At 52.4% G+C, this 17619-nt stretch carries 21 protein-coding genes; 13 read left to right on the top strand and 8 right to left on the bottom strand.

The annotated features are described in order from the left end of the window. The first annotated feature begins 13 nt into the window (after positions 1–13). Positions 14–277, top strand: a complete 264-nt coding sequence (locus tag B0W44_RS06510) for a YlaH-like family protein (RefSeq protein WP_228441646.1) — start codon at positions 14–16, stop codon at positions 275–277. A 22-nt stretch (positions 278–299) separates the two neighbouring features. Further along, positions 300–572 carry a hypothetical protein gene (locus B0W44_RS06515; RefSeq protein ID WP_077719351.1) on the top strand — a complete coding sequence of 91 codons (273 nt, stop codon included), beginning with the start codon at positions 300–302 and terminating at the stop codon, positions 570–572. Here B0W44_RS06515 and B0W44_RS06520 read toward each other — a convergent pair. Next, positions 566–757: a YlaI family protein gene (locus B0W44_RS06520; protein ID WP_077719352.1), complete on the bottom strand. Its 192-nt coding sequence runs from the start codon at positions 755–757 to the stop codon at positions 566–568. The genes B0W44_RS06515 and B0W44_RS06520 overlap by 7 nt on opposite strands. A 72-nt stretch (positions 758–829) precedes the next feature. Further along, complete coding sequence (locus B0W44_RS06525; RefSeq protein ID WP_077719353.1) at positions 830–1435, bottom strand: YhcN/YlaJ family sporulation lipoprotein; 606 nt, start codon at positions 1433–1435, stop codon at positions 830–832. 192 nt (positions 1436–1627) lie between these two features. Between B0W44_RS06525 and B0W44_RS06530 the strand changes: the two genes are divergently transcribed. Beyond that, positions 1628–2914: a murein hydrolase activator EnvC family protein gene (locus B0W44_RS06530; RefSeq protein WP_077719354.1), complete on the top strand. Its 1287-nt coding sequence runs from the start codon at positions 1628–1630 to the stop codon at positions 2912–2914. Between the two features lie 57 nt (positions 2915–2971). Here the strand turns inward: B0W44_RS06530 and B0W44_RS06535 are convergent, their stop codons facing one another. After that, positions 2972–3619, bottom strand: coding sequence for an MFS transporter (locus B0W44_RS06535; protein ID WP_077719355.1), 648 nt, complete (start codon positions 3617–3619; stop codon positions 2972–2974). Next, on the bottom strand, positions 3616–4134 hold the full coding sequence (locus tag B0W44_RS06540; protein ID WP_169835451.1) for an MFS transporter: 519 nt from the start codon (positions 4132–4134) through the stop codon (positions 3616–3618). Before B0W44_RS06540 ends, B0W44_RS06535 begins: the two co-directional genes overlap by 4 nt. A 327-nt stretch (positions 4135–4461) precedes the next feature. Here B0W44_RS06540 and resA point away from each other — a divergent pair, with 327 nt between their 5' ends. Continuing rightward, positions 4462–5001 (top strand): thiol-disulfide oxidoreductase ResA, encoded by a 540-nt coding sequence (gene resA / locus B0W44_RS06545; RefSeq protein ID WP_077719357.1) that lies wholly within the window; start codon positions 4462–4464, stop codon positions 4999–5001. 5 nt (positions 5002–5006) lie between these two features. On the opposite strand, the gene B0W44_RS06550 is transcribed toward resA, so the two are convergent. After that, positions 5007–5288, bottom strand: coding sequence for a metal-sensitive transcriptional regulator (locus B0W44_RS06550; RefSeq protein ID WP_077719358.1), 282 nt, complete (start codon positions 5286–5288; stop codon positions 5007–5009). A gap of 185 nt (positions 5289–5473) precedes the next feature. Between B0W44_RS06550 and B0W44_RS19315 the strand changes: the two genes are divergently transcribed. From B0W44_RS19315 to B0W44_RS06560, 3 genes are all read left to right on the top strand, one after another. Then, a complete protein-coding gene (locus B0W44_RS19315) occupies positions 5474–6550 on the top strand; it encodes a heavy metal translocating P-type ATPase (protein WP_472462584.1) in 1077 nt (358 codons plus the stop codon). 8 nt (positions 6551–6558) lie between these two features. Continuing rightward, complete coding sequence (locus B0W44_RS19320) at positions 6559–7740, top strand: heavy metal translocating P-type ATPase (RefSeq protein ID WP_472462585.1); 1182 nt, start codon at positions 6559–6561, stop codon at positions 7738–7740. A gap of 242 nt (positions 7741–7982) precedes the next feature. Continuing rightward, entirely contained in the window at positions 7983–8615 is a 633-nt protein-coding gene (locus B0W44_RS06560) for a TVP38/TMEM64 family protein (RefSeq protein ID WP_169835452.1), read from the top strand. A 264-nt stretch (positions 8616–8879) separates the two neighbouring features. Here B0W44_RS06560 and acnA read toward each other — a convergent pair whose 3' ends face one another. Beyond that, positions 8880–11603, bottom strand: a complete 2724-nt coding sequence (gene acnA / locus B0W44_RS06565) for an aconitate hydratase AcnA (RefSeq protein WP_077719360.1) — start codon at positions 11601–11603, stop codon at positions 8880–8882. A 216-nt stretch (positions 11604–11819) separates the two neighbouring features. Between acnA and B0W44_RS06570 the strand changes: the two genes are divergently transcribed. The 5 genes from B0W44_RS06570 (at position 11820) to B0W44_RS06590 (ending at position 15755) form a co-directional block, all read left to right on the top strand. Further along, positions 11820–12188, top strand: coding sequence for an ArsR/SmtB family transcription factor (locus B0W44_RS06570; protein WP_077719361.1), 369 nt, complete (start codon positions 11820–11822; stop codon positions 12186–12188). Positions 12189–12298: 110 nt separating this feature from the next. Beyond that, the gene (locus B0W44_RS06575; protein ID WP_077719362.1) at positions 12299–13225 is read left to right on the top strand and encodes a cation diffusion facilitator family transporter; all 927 of its coding nucleotides are present in this window, start codon (positions 12299–12301) and stop codon (positions 13223–13225) included. Positions 13226–13294: 69 nt separating this feature from the next. Continuing rightward, a complete protein-coding gene (locus B0W44_RS06580; RefSeq protein ID WP_077719363.1) occupies positions 13295–13756 on the top strand; it encodes a PCYCGC motif-containing (lipo)protein in 462 nt (153 codons plus the stop codon). 54 nt (positions 13757–13810) lie between these two features. Further along, the gene (locus B0W44_RS06585; RefSeq protein ID WP_077719364.1) at positions 13811–14452 is read left to right on the top strand and encodes an MBL fold metallo-hydrolase; all 642 of its coding nucleotides are present in this window, start codon (positions 13811–13813) and stop codon (positions 14450–14452) included. A 214-nt stretch (positions 14453–14666) separates the two neighbouring features. Next, positions 14667–15755 (top strand): class I SAM-dependent methyltransferase, encoded by a 1089-nt coding sequence (locus B0W44_RS06590; protein WP_077719365.1) that lies wholly within the window; start codon positions 14667–14669, stop codon positions 15753–15755. 38 nt (positions 15756–15793) lie between these two features. On the opposite strand, the gene B0W44_RS06595 is transcribed toward B0W44_RS06590, so the two are convergent. Then, positions 15794–16033 carry a DUF2626 family protein gene (locus B0W44_RS06595; RefSeq protein ID WP_335582660.1) on the bottom strand — a complete coding sequence of 80 codons (240 nt, stop codon included), beginning with the start codon at positions 16031–16033 and terminating at the stop codon, positions 15794–15796. Positions 16034–16311: 278 nt separating this feature from the next. On the opposite strand from B0W44_RS06595, the gene B0W44_RS06600 reads away from it, so the two are divergent. After that, positions 16312–16929 (top strand): RsfA family transcriptional regulator, encoded by a 618-nt coding sequence (locus B0W44_RS06600; RefSeq protein ID WP_077719366.1) that lies wholly within the window; start codon positions 16312–16314, stop codon positions 16927–16929. Between the two features lie 34 nt (positions 16930–16963). Here the strand turns inward: B0W44_RS06600 and B0W44_RS06605 are convergent, their stop codons facing one another. Next, positions 16964–17440, bottom strand: a complete 477-nt coding sequence (locus tag B0W44_RS06605; protein ID WP_077719367.1) for an N-acetyltransferase — start codon at positions 17438–17440, stop codon at positions 16964–16966. Positions 17441–17619: the final 179 nt, after the last annotated feature.

The following is a 17619-nucleotide window of genomic DNA, read 5'->3' on the forward strand; positions in this document are numbered from 1 at the left end:
CACGTTGGACATCGTGTACGAAGTGTTTGACAATTTTTGGACGGCGTACATCGCCATTTTTGTGATGACCGCCATCATTTTTAGAGTCGCTTTTGTCAAGCGGTTGCCCGTCTTGAAGGCTGTCGCCGCTTATGTCGTGTTAGCCGTGGGGTGTTACATTTTTACGATCATGCACATTTTTCGCTTTCCGGTGATCCCTGCCTTGGCGATCACCCTCGTCATCGTGGCGGTGGCGCGTTTGCGCATGATCATTTCTGACCGTCAGCGCTCGGAGTAAACAGGTGAGGAGGGAAGTAAGGATGCGGATGGAGAACGCTCTGTTTAACTGGCTGCAAATACACGTGGCGTCGAAAGCGCGGCCTGACGACCGGGCCGCCAAAAAAACGGCCGACTTTTTTTATGAGATGTTAGTGGAAGATCACCATTTGCAAGATGTAGAAGCGGAAGCGGACGATACGACGTATACCGTCCGCTACACGTTAAACGGCGAAACGGAAACGAGGCGATACCCCCGCGAAGTGGTGGAGCAGTTGTTGCGGGACATTGAGTCAGAGCCGAGATACAATCAGTGACTCTGTCCAGGCGCACGTTTGTGTTCAGGTGCGTGTCCCCGGCGCCGTTTCGTTTTAGCTGTTATGCGCTCGTGACACGTGGGACACATGTACGTCTGTAATGGTTTGTTACGCAATCTTTTCGCTTCGAGGGAAGTGTCGTCTAACTCGTAGACGGCATCACACAAAATACATTGAACGCGCATAGTATGGCCCCTATCTCAATGAAGCATTAGCATAAAGATAAAAGACGACCCGACCGAAGTCAAGCACCGTGTCTAGTGTTGTGACGGCCGATCTTGGCGGGGCTGCTTCGGAGTTGGCGTCTGGTTTTGCCGTTGTTGTTCCGTTTGGGTCGGAGGCTGTTCTTCCCGCTCCACTTCCCGCGAAGGTTGCGGGCTGATGCGTCCGGCGATATCGGCCAGTTCTTCTACAATTCCTTGGATCGGCCGACCTTGCCTCAAATCTTCGTTCACCTCGCGAATGCGTTGCACGAGATCGGTGTCTGCTGTCACGATGGCGTTAGCGCCGTGTGGATCATCTTTTAACGCTTGAGCGACGGTGTATTTCAACGTCCCGACACGACTGCGGTCCAACGTCGGGTCAACGTCGATGCCGACAACGGCGTAAGGTCCTGCCACGACGGCAGTCGCTCCCTTCACGTTCGGAACGTCCGTGGCGAGCTTCGCCAGGCGGTCCGACTTTTCTTGTGCGGACAGTCGCTCTCGCTGTTCGGGGGCCGTTTGCTTCACCGCCTGCGGTCTCTCTTGGCTCACTTCCGGCGGAGGTGCCGCTTCATTGGCAGGCGGCTTGTTCTCTGTCTGACAGCCGATGAAAGCGAACAGGAAGAACGAAAAGGTCAAGATCACAATCGGATGGCGCATAGTTACCCTCCCTTTCTAATCAATCTCATAAGTAGTGTAACCACGAACGAGGTAATCATTCTTTTTAAGTTTAATCGCTCCAGTCGATAATGAATACGAATAGCGAAAAGGCGTGAATACTGTTGAAGTTTGGCGGTTAACGTGTCATGATTAAATTTAGACAACGGGGAATCGGGGAATGGAGGAGTGACAGTGAGGTCGAAGAAGATCGTCTCGGTTGTCGTCAGCGGGGCGCTGGCTCTGTCTTTGACAGCGCCGTACAGTACATACGCCAACGGCGAGATAGACAAAAAAATTTCAGAGATTGAAGAGAAAATTAACCAAAGCGAGCGCAAACAAAAAGAGATTGACCAAAAGCTGCAAGATAATAAAGCAAAGCAAGAGGAAGAACGGCGCACACTTTCTCAACTGGAAGCGGACTTGGAACAAACGAAGTCGGAAATTGAGTCGTTAAACCGTCAAATTGCTGACACGGAGAGGGAATTAGATCAGACGGAAGAAGAGCTGAAAGAAGCGGAGAAGCGCGTAGCTGAACGGGACAAGCTCCTCCGGGAACGGGTGCGGCTGCTTTACGAAAACGGGAAAGTGTCCTATCTGGAGGTGCTCTTCCAGGCGACGAGCTTCCAGGACTTTTTGTCGCGTTTCGAGGCGGTACGCTCAGTATCGGAACGTGATAAAGAATTGCTGGAGGAGAACCGCCGCGATCGGGAAATCATCGCATCGCACAAGAAAAAGATGGAGGAGCAGCTGGCAACACTGGACGACCTCAAGGAAAAGGCGAATGAGAAGCGCCGGATACTGGCGCAGCAGGAAAAGGAACACCAAACGAAATTGGCTGCCTTACAGAGGGAAGCCGGACATTTGGAGACTATAAGTGAGGAAGAGGAGAAGGCCGTCAACGACCTGATTGGACAACTGGCACAAGCAGAAGCGGAAAAGGAAGAGTGGCAGCGACAGGAGGCGCAGCGCAAGCAACAAGAAGAGAAAAAACAAAGGCAACAAAAGGAAGGACAGAAAAAACGGGAGGGGAAGTCAGGCAGTAGCCAAAGCGCATCCCCTCGAGCTAGAGTCTCGTCGACATCGTCTAGCGCTCCCCAGTCGTCTTCTTCCGGATTCGCATGGCCGGTTCCAGGGTACAAGGCGAACTCATTTTTTGGGATGCGCTGGGGAAGACCTCACAACGGTATAGACATTGCAGCGCCTATAGGTACGCCGATATTGGCGGCTGCAGATGGAAAGGTGATTGAAGCACGCCCCTCCAGTGGGTACGGGAACATCGTGGTGATTTACCACGGGAATGGCATATCCACGAAATACGCCCATATGACATTCAGTTCGATTACAGTCAAAGTAGGGCAACACGTCAAAAAAGGACAACAAATAGCCAGTGTCGGAAATGAAGGGCGTTCAACAGGCCCCCACCTTCACTTTGAAGTGCTGAAGTGGAACACGCCTGTCGATCCGATGCAGTACTATTGAGCTGTGCTTTTCTACTAGCCGGGACATCCTTTTCCCGGCTTTTTCTTCTGTGACGTTTTAGCCTTTCCACGCGATAGGTGCAATGCGCGATTTGGCAGTGAGTGATATAAACAGCGCAATCATGGCCATCGTAAACAGAAAGGCGGCGAAAAAAGGTGAGATGTATGTGCGCAGCGTGCCGGCAATCATCGGCCCTGCGACGTGCCCGCTGGAGAGGAGTGCCGCGTGGACGCCAAACACTTTTCCGTAATCGTGGGGGGAAGCGGCGGCGGTCAAGATGGTCGTTTTGGCCGGAAAGAGCATGCCGTGCGCGGCTCCTTTCACGAATAACAGCAGAGCCAGCGGTACTGCCAGCTGTAATGAGAGGATGTAAAACAGAATCGCTATGGTCAACAGAGCGACGAAGCATCGGGTATAAGGGGAAAAGCGGTTCAGCCATCCCTGACTCAACGTGATGAGTGACCCGAATCCCATGACGGTCAGCAAGAAGCCGGTAGTGGTTGAACTCTCTCCTGATTGGGCCATGACATAGGGAACCTCGTACATTAAAATTCCCTGTCCGAGGGACGTCGTCATCGCCGTTAAAAAAGCTGGGAGCAACATCGTGTCCGACGAGATGGCGAGGACAGATTTTCCGTGGGCGACTTGTTTGGGGGCGGCAGAAGGGGATTGCCGATCCTCTGTTATCGCAATCCACCCGGTCACCCCCCGAACATTAAAATTAAGCCGAACAGGACAAATGTGCGATCGAAACCCAATTGGTCGGCCAACCAGCCCCCGATGACCGGTGACACGATGGAAGCGAGGGTAATCATCATGCCGTTTTTGGCCATGATGCGTCCCTGTTCTTCCAAGCCGGTTCCCTGTTTTCCAAGAAAGGCGAAACAAGCCGGTGAAAGAAACGCAATGACAAACCCCGTCATGAGTCTGAGGTAGAACAGTTGCGAAGCACTGGATACCGTTCCTTGAAACAGTAGGAAGATACCCGCTAAACACAAACTTAAAACGATGAATACTTTGCTCCCGAAGCGGTCGATGAGTGGTCCGGCCATGATGTTCCCTGCCATGTTCGCGGCAGAGTAACCGGCTAATATAAACCCGAGCAGTGCAGCCGACGCACCCAAGCTGTAAGCGTAATGCGGCAGGATCGGATGTTGGGCGTGCAAATCAAAAAAGGCGAGAAACAGTAGCGCGTACAACCATATGGTCCGGTTCGTCACAGAAGTCGTCCTTTCGCGTCTTTTGTAATCAATATATGGGACAACGTCGGACATTAGAACGGAGCAGGGTGTCGGGTGTATTGACAGCCGGAGATCAGTCGTATATAGTATATACCTGTATAGGGTATATACACAGACTAGGGAGACATCGAACGTTGGGAATCCTCAGCTTTCACAGTTGTTTGTCCATCGCTGACACCTGTAGTATACTTCTTAAGTGACCCGTTTTGTCGGGAGATGTTCACACATTTCCCTTCGAAGTGGTCTATCCTTATCTTAAGGCGTATTGTTCAGTTTAACCCCAAATGAAGGACAGGTGCTGATGGGATGCATAAAAAAAAGAGAAGGTACTGGATACGCGTCAGCGTATTGACCTTATTCACGATGCTGCTCGGCTTTGCCATATATCAGACGGTTTTGAGCGACCAGTCAGAGGTGTTGGAAGAAGGGGATAAGGCGCCTGACTTTACTCTGCAGACGCTGGAAGGGGAAGATGTCGCGCTGTCGGATTACCGCGGGCAAGGCGTACTCATCAACTTCTGGGCATCGTGGTGTGAACCGTGTAAGGCAGAGATGCCTGCTATCGAGCGCCGTTACGAGAAGTTCAAAGAACACGGCTTTGAAGTGTTGGCGGTGAATGTAGGGGAATCAAAGCTTTCGGTCAAAGGGTTTGTTCGCGGATTTGACCTTAGTTTTCCCATTTTACTCGATCCGGATAAACATGTGACGACGGACCTGTACCATATCGGGCCGTTGCCGTCCTCCATCTTTGTCAAACCGGACGGAACGGTTAGCAAAATCGTCATCGGACAGATGAACGATTCGCTCATTGAGCAGAACGTACTGAACATACTGCCGGAAGAGTAGTGCGGTCACTTTGTCAGCCGTTTCACGACGTCCATTAATTCATCGATCGCGTCATCTTCATTGTTATTTTTAATCGCTTTACTGACACAGTGCCGCGTGTGATCTTCCATTAACTTCAAGGCCACTTGGTTCATCGCCGACTTGACGGCGGCTACTTGAAACAGTATGTCGATGCAGTAACGATCTTCTTCGATCATCCGTTGAATTCCTCTCACTTGGCCTTCAATGCGTTTTAAGCGGTTGAATAACTCTGTTTTGTGCGGTTGTACGACCGATTTGTCACGCATGCAGCGTCCCTCCGCTTGATACAGGGTATGCTGCTATTTTAGCAACGAGACACAGGGAAGTCAATTTCACAAACCTTGATAGTAAAGGATTTATTTAGGTTTTCTAGTTGAATGTTCAGTTGGAGCCATTTTACAATTTACGTATACCCCCAATACGTATATGAAGCAGGAGGGTAGGAGCTTCCATGTCAACAGATGAGGGAGCAACCCGGACAACAAACGAAACCAAAGTGAATCTTGCCGTTACAGGGATGACGTGCGCCGCCTGCGTCAACCGAGTAGAAAAGGCATTGAACCGCGTTGACGGGGTTGTGCAAGCCCATGTCAATCTGGCGAATGAGAAAGCGTCCGTGACCTACATTGAAGGGAGAGCGACTTCAGCAGATCTTATCGCGGCTATCGAAAAGGCAGGTTACGCCGCGGCCCCGTCAGACGAGGCGACAGCTGAGAAAGAGAAAGAAGAGCGGGAGATTCGATACAGGCGCCAGCGGACAGCGTTTTGGGTCGGAGCCATTGTATCCGTGCCGTTTCTCATACAGATGACAGGCGATTTCACTGGCAACGCGTCCCTTGCGATTCCGCCGATCGCGCAGTTTGCCTTGGCTACACTCGTTCAGTTCTCGATCGGCTGGCGCTTTATGCGCGGCGCGTACAACGCTTTGCGCGGCGGAAGTGCGAATATGGACGTGCTGGTTGCCATGGGGACGTTGGCCGCGTACTTGTACAGTACAGGGTTGTTGATTTTAGGGAAGACAGAAGGATTCTACTATGAGACGTCAGTCATTATTATAACGCTTATCATACTCGGAAAAATGTTGGAAACTCGCGCCAAGGGGAGGACGACGGAAGCGATCAAAAAATTGATGGAGCTTCAACCTCAAACGGCACACCTCGTACAACACGGCGAAACGGTTGACATTCCAGTGGAGAAGGTCCAAACGGGCGATGTGCTGCTGGTGAAGTCAGGTGAGAAAATTCCGGTGGACGGGGTCGTGGTGAAAGGCTATACGTCGGTTGACGAGTCGATGCTGACGGGAGAGAGTCTGCCGGTTCCCAAACAGGTGGGCGACCGCGTCGTCGGGGCAACCGTCAACACACACGGTTCGATCCACGTGAAAGCGACGAGGGTCGGCAAGGACACAGCCCTGTCACAAATCATTCGCCTCGTGGAAGAGGCGCAAGGGTCTAAAGCGCCGATACAGGGGCTGGCCGACAAAATATCCGGCGTGTTTGTCCCCTTGTTATCGGAATTGCAGCCCTGACTTTTGTCATGACGGCGTTTTTTGCCGGACTTACACCGGCGTTTGTCAGCGCCGTGGCCGTGTTGGTGATCGCGTGCCCGTGCGCTCTCGGCCTGGCCACACCGACGGCTGTCATGGTCGGAACGGGGAAAGGGGCCGAACACGGCATCTTGATCAAAGGAGCCGAACACTTGCAAGCGATGCGGGAGGTAGATACAGTCGTTCTGGACAAAACGGGAACCATTACAAAGGGTGAACCGCAAGTGACGGACGTCACCGCATTCAACACGATCCAAGGAAGCCTCCCCGTGGTCAAAGTAAACCGGGGCCGCCAAATAGGCGGCGGGGCAGAAGAAGAACTGATCCGCCTCATGGCCAGTGCGGAACAAGCGTCAGAACACCCCCTCGGTCAGGCCTTGATTAAAGAAGCGAAGAAACGCAACTTGCCGTTGTCCGAGGCGAGGGACTACAGTGCCGTTCCGGGGCACGGAATTCGGGCCGAAGTGGAAGGAAAGGTCGTTTACGTCGGGAGCAAGCAGTGGATAGAGCGGCAACAAGTTGACATCTCAGCCCACGTGGGGCAGATTGAAGCATTAGAAAAGGAAGGAAAATCGATTCTGTTGGCTGCAATTGACGGCCAGTTGGCTGGTTGCGCAGCAGTTGCCGACACGGTGAAAGAGACGTCCGCCCAAGCGGTACACGAGTTGCAAGCCATGGGGATAGAGGTCGTGATGATGACGGGAGATAACAGGCGGACGGCTGAAGCTATTGCGGCAAAAGTCGGGATTGAGCACGTCTTGGCTGAAGTGTTGCCCGAACGAAAAGCCGACGAAGTGGCGAATCTAAAACGTCAAAAGCAAAAGGTGGCGATGGTCGGGGACGGCATTAATGACGCACCCGCCCTTGCCACGGCAGATGTCGGGATTGCCATCGGCACCGGAACAGATGTGGCCATTGAAGCGGCCGATATTACGTTGATGCGGGGAGACTTGCTGTCCATCGTCGACAGCATCCAGCTGTCCCGGGCGACGATGCGGAAAATCAAACAAAATCTGGGTTGGGCGTTCATCTACAATGTAGCCCTCATTCCCGTTGCGGCTGTCGGTCTGTTAAGCCCCATTCTTGCGGGGGCCGCCATGGCTATGAGTTCGGTGTCGGTTGTGGCCAACACGTTACTCCTGAACCGCTGGAGGCCGCGACACGGGTCGTAAGCTCACAGCGACAAGGACACCCCCGGGGGTTGAAATGCACCCCGGGTTTTCGATTGCCACATAACCCCTCATGCCCCTTTGCGGCACCGACGATGGCATGAAAGTCGTGTAACTCGGGTGGGAAGGGGATGTGTTATGTGCGGGTGTTGAACACGGCAACACGTATTTTCAGCGTAGACCTGCTTGTGCAGTTGAGATAGTATAGGAATTAGGTGGTGGCAGTGCGACAAAACCTTTTCAAATTGGCTGTCCTGATTCTTATGTTGTCCATTGGCTTTATGACTGTGCGCAGTTTTGGCATCGATCGGTTGACGCCTGCTGCTTTTCGCGATTTTATACTGTCTTTCGGCACGTGGGCCCCGCTTTTGTACATATTTCTCTATACAGTGCGCCCGCTGTTTTTGTTTCCGGCTTCGCTGTTGTCTATTTCCGGCGGCATTACGTTTGGGCCGTGGTGGGGGACGTTGTACGACTTGATCGGCGCGTCCCTCGGGGCTTACTTGTCATTTGGGCTTTCCCGCGCTCTCGGGAGGGGGACGGTGGAAAAATGGTTCGGGCGGCGTATCCACAAGTTGGACAACTTTGTGGCTGAGAACGGCTTCCGTACCATTCTCTTTTTAAGGCTGATCCCGATGTTGTCGTTTGACGCCATCAGTTACGGAGGTGGCCTTTCTAAAATACGCTTCTGTCACTTTGCGCCGGCCACCACCATCGGCATGATACCCGGCGCGTTCACGTTTAATTTTTTAGGGCACTCTTTGCACGACGTGTTTTCTCCGACATTTTATGTAGCCGTTGGCCTTGTGCTGCTGCTCGTCTTACTCCCCGTCATTCACAAATCTTTCAAAGGAAGACGGCACAAGGATGTCGTCTAGACAACTCCTTCCCATAAGTACATGATGCGGACATGTCGTGCGATTCACTGTGGGAAGGGGATGTCTGAAGACAATTCCAAAAGTAGTGTCCTCTGATGCTCATTTTTCACTCTGCTCATCCGATAGGATCTCTGCCAATTCAAAGATGCTATCTTCTATTGTCTTCAGATATCCTCATGATGTACCGTTCACTGTTGGTGTCGCAAAGAGGGATGACAAAAGCCCCCTCGCATCCTTAGAGTGCGAGGGGGCTGTCGCGATCTGTTACGCTTCTTGCGAAGCGAGGAAGTTGCGCAAGACGAGTTGCAAGATCCCGCCGTTTCTGTAGTAGTCGATGTCGACTTGGCTGTCGAGACGTGCGATCACTTCGAACTCAAACGTCGATCCGTCCGGGCGCGTGCCGGTTACGGTCAGTGTTTGCTGCGGTTCCAGGTCATCGTTCAAACCCGTGATGTCGAACGTTTCGTCGCCTTTAATGCCGAGGGATTGCCAGCTTTGGCCATCTTTCAGCTGCAGCGGCAGTACTCCCATGCCGACGAGGTTGCTGCGGTGGATGCGCTCAAAGCTCTCAGCGATGACGGCTTTGACCCCGAGCAGGTTGGTGCCTTTTGCCGCCCAGTCGCGGGAGCTTCCGGTGCCGTACTCTTTACCGGCAAAGACGACGAGGGGCTCTCCTTCTTCTTTGTACTTCATCGCGGCGTCGTAAATAGGCATGATATCTCCCGTGTGCACGTATTTCGTCACGCCGCCTTCCGTCCCCGGCGCCATCTGGTTGCGGATGCGGATGTTGGCAAACGTGCCGCGCATCATCACTTCGTGGTTACCGCGGCGGGAGCCGTAGGAGTTGAAATCGCGCCGCTCCACTCCGCGACTGATCAAGTACTGTCCGGCCGGACTGTTGATGGCGATGGACCCGGCGGGGGAAATGTGGTCGGTCGTGACCGAATCCCCGAGCAGTGCCAGGACACGTGCCTTTCGGATCGGCTCGATGGACCCTGCTTCAGGGGAGAGGCCTTGGAAGAACGGCGGTTCTTGAATGTACGTGGATTCACTGTCCCATTCGTACAGCGTTCCTTCCGGCGCGTCCATCGCATTCCAGCGTTCGTTGTCGTCGAAGACGCGGGCGTACTCTTGGCGGAACATTTCCGGTGTCACCGCAAGGGAAATCGTGTCTTCGATTTCTTTGGACGTGGGCCAGATGTCTTTCAAGTAAACGGGCCGGTTGTCGCTGTCGTAGCCGATCGGGTCTTTTTGCAAGTCGATGTTCACCGTTCCGGCCAGCGCGTAAGCGACGACGAGCGGCGGAGAGGCCAAGTAGTTCGCCTTGACGAGGGGGTGAATCCGCCCTTCGAAGTTGCGGTTGCCGCTCAGCACGGAGGCGACGGTCAAGTCGTTGTCTACTATCGCTTTCTCGATTTCGGGTTTCAGAGGACCGCTGTTTCCGATACACGTCGTACAACCGTACCCGACGAGGTTAAAGCCGAGTTGTTCCAGGGACGGCATCAAACCGGCCTTTTTCAAATATTGGGTTACGACTTTCGAACCGGGAGCGAGGCTTGTCTTCACGTAAGGGGGTGTTTTCAACCCGCGTTCGACGGCTTTTTTGGCGACTAAGCCGGCTCCGATCATGACGGACGGGTTGGACGTGTTCGTACAGCTGGTGATGGCGGCAATGGCAATAGAGCCGGTGCCGATAGCTGTCTTCGTCCCGTCTTCGAGTGTGATCTCGACTTTTTGGTCCATGTCGTCTTCGGACAAACCAAATCCGCCTTGTTCGATCGGAGTTTGTGTCACTTCTTGGAATTTCTTTTGCATGTCACGCAGCTCGATCCGGTCTTGCGGCCGCTTCGGCCCGGCCAAGGACGGCGTAACCGTCGACAAGTCGAGCTCCAGCGTGTCGGTGTACTCTGCATCTGGCGTTTCATCGGTACGGAACAAGCCCTGTGCTTTAAGGTACGCTTTGACGAGCTCGATCTGTTCGTCATCACGTCCGGTCAGGTGCAAGTACTTCAGCGTTTCGTCGTCGACGGGGAAGAAGCCCATCGTCGCGCCGTATTCCGGCGACATGTTGGCGACGGTCGCCCGGTCGGCAACGCTTATGTTACTCAGGCCTGGGCCGTAAAACTCGACGAATTTGCCGACGACGCCCTTTTTCCGCAGCATGCTCGTCACGGTCAAGGCCAGGTCGGTGGCAGTGGCTCCTTCTGCCAGTTTCCCAGTCAGTTTGAACCCGATCACCTCAGGTTCCAACATGTACAGAGGTTGTCCCAGCATGCCGGCTTCGGCTTCAATACCGCCCACGCCCCAGCCGACGACTCCGATGCCGTTGATCATCGTCGTGTGTGAGTCGGTTCCGACGAGGGAGTCGGGGAAGAGAAACGTTTCGTCCCCAATTTGTTTTTTCTGTACGACTTTTGCGAGATACTCCAAGTTTACCTGATGGACGATCCCCGTTGCCGGAGGGACGACCTGGAAGTTCTCGAAAGATTTTTCTGCCCATTTCAGCAGGCGGTACCGTTCTTCGTTCCGTTCGAATTCCAGATTCATATTGTACTCGAGGGCGTCCTTCGTTGCGTAGCGGTCCACTTGCACCGAATGGTCGATGACCAGATCGACTGGCACAAGGGGGTTAATCCGTTCGGCGTCACCGTTCATCCGGGCCATGGCACTGCGCAGGGCTGCCAAATCGACGACAGCCGGAACACCTGTAAAGTCTTGCAGTACGATGCGCGCAGGCTTAAACGGGACTTCGCGCTTCGCCGGAGACTTAGCATTCCAGTTGGCCAGCTGCTCGACGTGCTCCGTTTTGACGGCGTGGCCGTCCCACTGTCGGAGCACGGCTTCCAGCAGCACTTTAATGGAAAAAGGCAGGCGGGATACGTTGCCTATGCCTTGTTCTTCCAGGGCCTGCAGTCGGTGGTACTGATACGTCTTGTTTCCAACAGTTAACGATGCCTTTGTTTTGAATGGAAACAGTTTGTCAGTCAATGATGTTCACCTCGCACATAATCTCCCATATATACCGTCTTTATCTTAACATTTCCGCGCAAGCTGTACCACCATAAGGATCTTTTGTATTTTTTATAAAAATCGATTCGTATTTTTTATCACATGCCCAAAAATAATCAAACAATCATTTTATTATGTGACTGAATATGATAATGTATACGGTAAGGCTGTCCTCACTTAGCGTTATTTTTCGGTATGAAAGGGTTGAAGTCTGTGCCCAACGATGTGTGCGAAGTTTTTTGTTACGACGAGGAAAAAGTTAAGCGTGTGCGCAAGACTGTGGATCGCGTAGAAGGCGTTGAGATGATGTTCAAGGCTTTAGCGGATCAGACGCGGCTCAAAGTGGCTTACGCCCTTTTACAGGAAGAGGAGTTGTGCGTGTGCGACATCGCCAACATCATCGGCACGTCCACCGCTAACGCTTCCCACCACTTGCGAACCCTTCGCAACATGGGTCTGGCGAAGTACCGCAAGGAAGGTAAACTCGTCTTTTACGCCTTAAAAGACGAGCACATTCGGACGCTGATCGAAACGGCGCTCATTCACCACGAGGAGCGGGAGTAACCGGTCGGGAAGGAAGGTTGATTGCCTTGACGAGGAGCGTTTATAGCGTAAGTGGATAAGTTTGTCCCTTTTGGCAACAAGAAGTATATCACATGTGGGGAGATGTCTGGATGTCCGATCATCACGCACACGGCCACCATCACACGAAGACCAACCGCAAAGCCCTGTTTATAGCGTTTCTCACGATATTTGGGTTCATGGTCGTCGAGGCCATTGGCGGGTGGCTGACCGGCAGTTTGGCATTGTTGTCAGACGCGGGACACATGTTCAGCGATGCGGCTGCGCTGTTTTTGAGCCTCACGGCGATGCGGATTGCCGCACGACCGCCTTCGGCGGCTAAAACGTACGGATACCATCGAGTTGAAATACTGGCGGCGTTCATCAACGGCCTGACGCTGGCTGTCATCTCTTTCGCTATTTTTTGGGAAGCGTACGAGCGGATTCAACAACCGCCGGTTGTTATGAGTTCCGGCATGCTTGTCGTTGCGGTTGTCGGCCTTATCGTCAATGTCATGGCGGCGTACGTGTTAATGAAAGGCGACACGAAAGGAAATTTAAATGTGAGAAGCGCCTTTTTGCACGTGGTCGGCGATCTGTTCGGTTCGTTAGGGGCGATCACAGCGGGAACCCTAATGTTACTGTTTGGTTGGTACTGGGCGGACCCCCTCGTGAGTGCACTCATTGCTGCATTCATATTGTGGAGCGGCTTGCGGGTCTTGCGCGATTCGGTGCACGTCTTGATGGAGGGGACACCGAAACACCTTTCTTTACAAAAACTGAGCGATTCGTTGATCAGCCTGTCCGGTGTAAAAGAAGTACACGATTTACACGTGTGGACCGTGACGTCTGGATTTACGGCGTTAAGTTGTCACCTCGTCGTGGATGAGGCGGTTAACAGCCAGCGTCTGTTGCGAACGGCCAAACAGGTGTTACACGATGAGTACGGTATTGAACACTGCACGCTACAGCTGGAAACTGGCAAGTTGTGTGATGAAGAGAACATATGTGAAGGGCGGCGCACACCGACGCGGACGTAAAAGTGGCAAACGGGTCTCCTTTTTGTGTAAACTGGTATATGACATGAGAAAACGTGAGAAGGTGTCACGATGAGACGGGGAATTTCAGTGTCTCTGATGATCGTGTGGTCCGTGTTTTTCCTTGCAGCCTGCCACACGGATACAGAATTGGCTAAAACCGGAGACGTTAGGGAGGCGACTCCGGCGGCTGACGTATTGCCGACATTTCTGTCCGGGAAGTCCGAGGATGTGCAGTCGGTTTACCGTATTGCCGCCGAACGCCGACAAATGTTGCAGCATATTCCGTGTTATTGCGGATGCGGAGATTCGGTCGGGCACCAAAGCAACGCCGACTGTTTCGTCTACACCGTTAAGGAAGACGGTGCGGTAGTATGGGACGATCACGGGACGAAATGCGGCGTGTGCTTGGAAATCGCCGTGAAGTCTGCCCAGATGGCAGCAGAAGGGGCGGATATCAAAACAGTGCGCCAAACGATCGACGCGCAATACGGAACGGGTTATGCCGATCCGACGCCGACTCCGCTACCGTAACAGCATGTGGACGGCAGGGGGCACACAATTTTGACAAACAGAGGAGGACAGGCAATGGCGCTTCACGTTCGCGCTTTTGTTTTGGGACCGATTATGACGAACGCGTACTTAATGTGGGACGACTCATCTAAAGGTGGTGTCGTAATCGACCCGGGCTCAAATCCGGAGCAGCTGCTCGATCTGATCCGTACTGAAAACCTGACGATTGAGGCAGTACTTCTCACTCACGCCCACTTTGACCACATCGGCGGTGTGGAAGACGTTCGCGCTGTGACGGGCGCTCCGGTGTACGTGCATCGTGAAGAAGCAGAGTGGTTGACGGACCCGGCCCAAAACGGTTCGGCGTTGTTTGGCGTGGGAGACGTCCGCGGAAAAGAGGCCGACGTGCTACTTTCCGGGGGAGAAGTGCTGACGTTTTTCGGCACAGATGTAAAAGTCCTGTTCACGCCTGGGCACTCTCCCGGAAGCGTGAGTTTTTATTGGGAAAAAGATCGTTTGCTCGCGAGCGGAGACGTCCTCTTTCAGGGGTCCGTCGGGCGGACTGATTTGCCCGGGGGGAATTACGAAACGTTAATGGGAAGCATCGAGAAAATTATGGACTTGCCAGAAGAGACGCGGGTCCTGCCCGGACACGGCCCTGAAACGACCGTCGAGCGGGAGCAGACGGGAAATCCGTTTATCAGCGGGCTGTCATAAGCAGGAAATCTAACTTAACCCTTCAACGCTCGTATGGATGTTGGGACCGTACTAAAGCCGACGCTTTCGGTCACTTTTTTTATCGCCCATTCTCGCCATTCGCAACAAGTGGGAAGCTGTCTCTGCCGGGTCTGCGGAGGCAAACGATCCGAATCATTTTCAGAATCATTTGTACGAGAATGTGCCGTTTGTTTTAAGGGAGGGGAGAGGTGTTTTGACACCGCTTGCGGAGTGGATTAAAGAACAGACGTTGAGGCGCGTGGGAAACCGTGTAACATTCAAGGAGTTTATGGAGTGGGCGCTGTACCATCCGACTCTCGGTTACTACCGCCGCGCGGGGACGAAAGTCGGGAAGGGTGGCGATTTTTATACGAGCGCTCACGTCGGGTCTGTGTTCGGCAAGGCTGTGGCGGAGTTTCTGAACAATCTCGCGAAAGCGTTCGAAGGCGAACAGTGGGCAATTGTTGAATTCGGCAGCGGAGACGGAAAACTGGCAGACGACATTTTGCGTTACTTGCGTGAAAAGCCGGCAGTTGAAACGTTGGAAGGTTATTATTTGGTCGAATCTAGCCCGTACCACCAACAGTTGTCTGACACAAGGTTCAAGGGCGATCCCCTCGTTCGCCGGGTGAACAGATTAGACCAAGCCGTCACTGGGCATCCCCTTGTAGTCATTTCCAACGAGTTGATCGATGCCATGCCGGTTCATCGGTTGCAATACGTCGATGGGCATTGGGGTGAACTGTACGTCACGTGGAATGAAGGAAAAGGCACCTTCGAAGAGGTGGTGGGGGAATGTTCGACACCTGACTTAGTCCGCTACGTCCAGGAAGAGCATCCGCCCGACAGGGACGGGCAAACGATTGAAGTGAATTTAGAAGCGTACAGGTGGTTGAAAGAACTGGCCTCGTCACTCTCAAAAGGGTTTGTCCTCACTATCGATTACGGGTACGAAAAAGATGAATTGTGGCGGGAAGAACGGCGTCGCGGAACACTCATGTGCTACTATCGCCATCGTGCCGTGACCAACCCTTACGTTCGCGTCGGTGAACAGGATATGACGTCGCACGTCAACTTTTCTTCCCTCAAGCGTTGGGGACGTACATTCGGATTAACGCCTCTCAAGTTTGTTTCGCAGCGGGAGTTTTTAGTCGAGGCAGGCATTTTGCAGTCATTGCGCGATCACGACAACCCGGACCCGTTCAGCGAAACGGCCAGGCGCAATCGGGCCATCCGCCAGCTCATCATCCCTGGAGGAATGGGGGATACCTTCAAAGTGCTCTTACAGGGAAAAGGGATATAAAAAAAAAAAAACAGGGGCAACCGTGACGGTACCCTCTGTCACGAGCTTCCCATCATAAAGAATGACCAAAAGACCATCCCGATGAAGGCGATGACCATATATCCGCCAAAAACAAACAAGTACGCGCGTTCAGACAAGCGAAAGTAGCTTAATACCAAAAAGACGAGTGCCTGGAATAAGAACAGTCCGGCTACTGTCGCCATATCTCCGGCAAAAAACATCAACGTGATCGCGAACAAAAAGAAGGCCAAGACGCGAAACATGCGATCCATACCCATATCATCCACTTCCTCCTCAAACAGACTCAAACCTTATTTTTGCCCATGTCATCATTTCCATACCCTATTATAAACGACGAGATGGAGAGTGTAAACGACGGAACGGTTCGTCCCTTGACAAAAATGAAAACTTTAAGGACGCAAAGTGTGGAACCGTGTCACGTTTTTTAGGTGAACGTATATTATAGATAAAAAATGGATATACAAGATTCTATGAAGTCTACCATTTGCATACAGATAGATCAGAACAAATTTTTAAGAACAGGAGGGTGACACGAATGCCGTCAACGCGTCAAGACGCATGGACCGAAGATGACGATCTCTTACTGGCAGAGGTTACACTTCGACACATAAGAGAGGGAAGTACTCAGTTAGCAGCTTTTGAGGAAGTAGCCGAAAAACTGGGCAGGACACCTGCAGCTTGTGGTTTTCGCTGGAACAGCTGTGTTCGCAAAAACTACGATGCCGCGATACAGATTGCCAAGTCTCAGCGTCAAGGGCTTAACAAACGACGACGTAAAAAGCAGGTGTCGGTATCACAGAGTGAATTGGAAAGGCAGAGCGACCCCGTCTCGTCCCTCGCGACCGTCATTCGATTTTTGCGGCAGCACAAACAGGAGTACGCCGAAACGAGTAAACGCGTTCGGCAGTTAGAAAAACAGTTGTCTGAGCGAGAGGCGGAATTGGAACAGCTACGCACTGAACACGAAGAATTAAAAAGAAAAGTGAACAACACGGAAGCCGATTATCAATCCATTAACGACGACTACAAGGCGCTCATCAAGATCATGGAGCGGGCTCGAAAATTAGCTCTACTTGACGAAGAAGACAGCAGTGAAGAAAAGCCGAAGTTTAAGATGGACGTCAACGGAAATCTTGAACGCGTCGACAAGTAACAAAACCCTCGGATCGAGGGTTTTTTACTTTAGATCAAGCATCTACGAGGGACACACTTTCTGGCGTCCAAACGTACGGGTTTTCTCCCCGGTCGCGAATCGGGTTGTATTTGACCGGCCGAAACCCCATTTTTAACCAGAATTCGTCTGCACGGCAGCGGGAATTCGTCTTGATGGGGAGCCCCATGTTTTTGGCGTGGTTGACCAGTGCGGTCCCATAATCTTGATTGCGATATTTCGGCAGCACTTCCAATTTCCACAATTCGAAATAGTCTTGGGGAGGATGGAAATACCGGTCGTACTTGCCGTCAATGCGGTAGAGACTCATTCGGGCGATGAGTTGATTGTCCGCGTAAATGCCGTAAAACGGGGAATCGCTGTCGTTTTCAATGATATTTTGCCGCAAGTCGTCAAGCATAGAGAGTTCTTCCAAGCCGTACTCGCGAAATTTCTGGAATTCCTCCAACGTTTTGTAGTTGATCTTCAACCGCTCCACTTTCACGTCACCCATGTGAGCTTCCCCCTTTAACACACTGTTCGGTCGTTATGTTTATTATACACTAAAAAAATGGGTTCAGGGATGATGATTGTTACACGGTTACCCATTGGGATTAAGGAGACAATACACAGGAACGGCTGCCCGAAGGAGACGGCGTGCGCCATTTTTTTCATCTGCTATACTATGGACAT

The sequence above is a fragment of the Novibacillus thermophilus genome (assembly GCF_002005165.1).
GTDB classification, from domain to species: Bacteria; Bacillota; Bacilli; order Thermoactinomycetales; family Novibacillaceae; genus Novibacillus; species Novibacillus thermophilus.

Coding starts and splice junctions, on each gene's coding strand:
- B0W44_RS06515 (WP_077719351.1), top strand. CDS start 300: ATGCGGATGGAGAACGCTCTGTTTAACTGGCTGCAAATACACGTGGCG.
- B0W44_RS06520 (WP_077719352.1), bottom strand. CDS start 757: ATGCGCGTTCAATGTATTTTGTGTGATGCCGTCTACGAGTTAGACGAC.
- B0W44_RS06525 (WP_077719353.1), bottom strand. CDS start 1,435: ATGCGCCATCCGATTGTGATCTTGACCTTTTCGTTCTTCCTGTTCGCT.
- resA (WP_077719357.1), top strand. CDS start 4,462: ATGCATAAAAAAAAGAGAAGGTACTGGATACGCGTCAGCGTATTGACC.
- B0W44_RS06550 (WP_077719358.1), bottom strand. CDS start 5,288: ATGCGTGACAAATCGGTCGTACAACCGCACAAAACAGAGTTATTCAAC.
- B0W44_RS19315 (WP_472462584.1), top strand. CDS start 5,474: ATGTCAACAGATGAGGGAGCAACCCGGACAACAAACGAAACCAAAGTG.
- B0W44_RS19320 (WP_472462585.1), top strand. CDS start 6,559: ATGACGGCGTTTTTTGCCGGACTTACACCGGCGTTTGTCAGCGCCGTG.
- B0W44_RS06570 (WP_077719361.1), top strand. CDS start 11,820: ATGAAAGGGTTGAAGTCTGTGCCCAACGATGTGTGCGAAGTTTTTTGT.
- B0W44_RS06575 (WP_077719362.1), top strand. CDS start 12,299: ATGTCCGATCATCACGCACACGGCCACCATCACACGAAGACCAACCGC.
- B0W44_RS06580 (WP_077719363.1), top strand. CDS start 13,295: ATGAGACGGGGAATTTCAGTGTCTCTGATGATCGTGTGGTCCGTGTTT.
- B0W44_RS06585 (WP_077719364.1), top strand. CDS start 13,811: ATGGCGCTTCACGTTCGCGCTTTTGTTTTGGGACCGATTATGACGAAC.
- B0W44_RS06595 (WP_335582660.1), bottom strand. CDS start 16,033: ATGGGTATGGATCGCATGTTTCGCGTCTTGGCCTTCTTTTTGTTCGCG.
- B0W44_RS06600 (WP_077719366.1), top strand. CDS start 16,312: ATGCCGTCAACGCGTCAAGACGCATGGACCGAAGATGACGATCTCTTA.
- B0W44_RS06605 (WP_077719367.1), bottom strand. CDS start 17,440: ATGGGTGACGTGAAAGTGGAGCGGTTGAAGATCAACTACAAAACGTTG.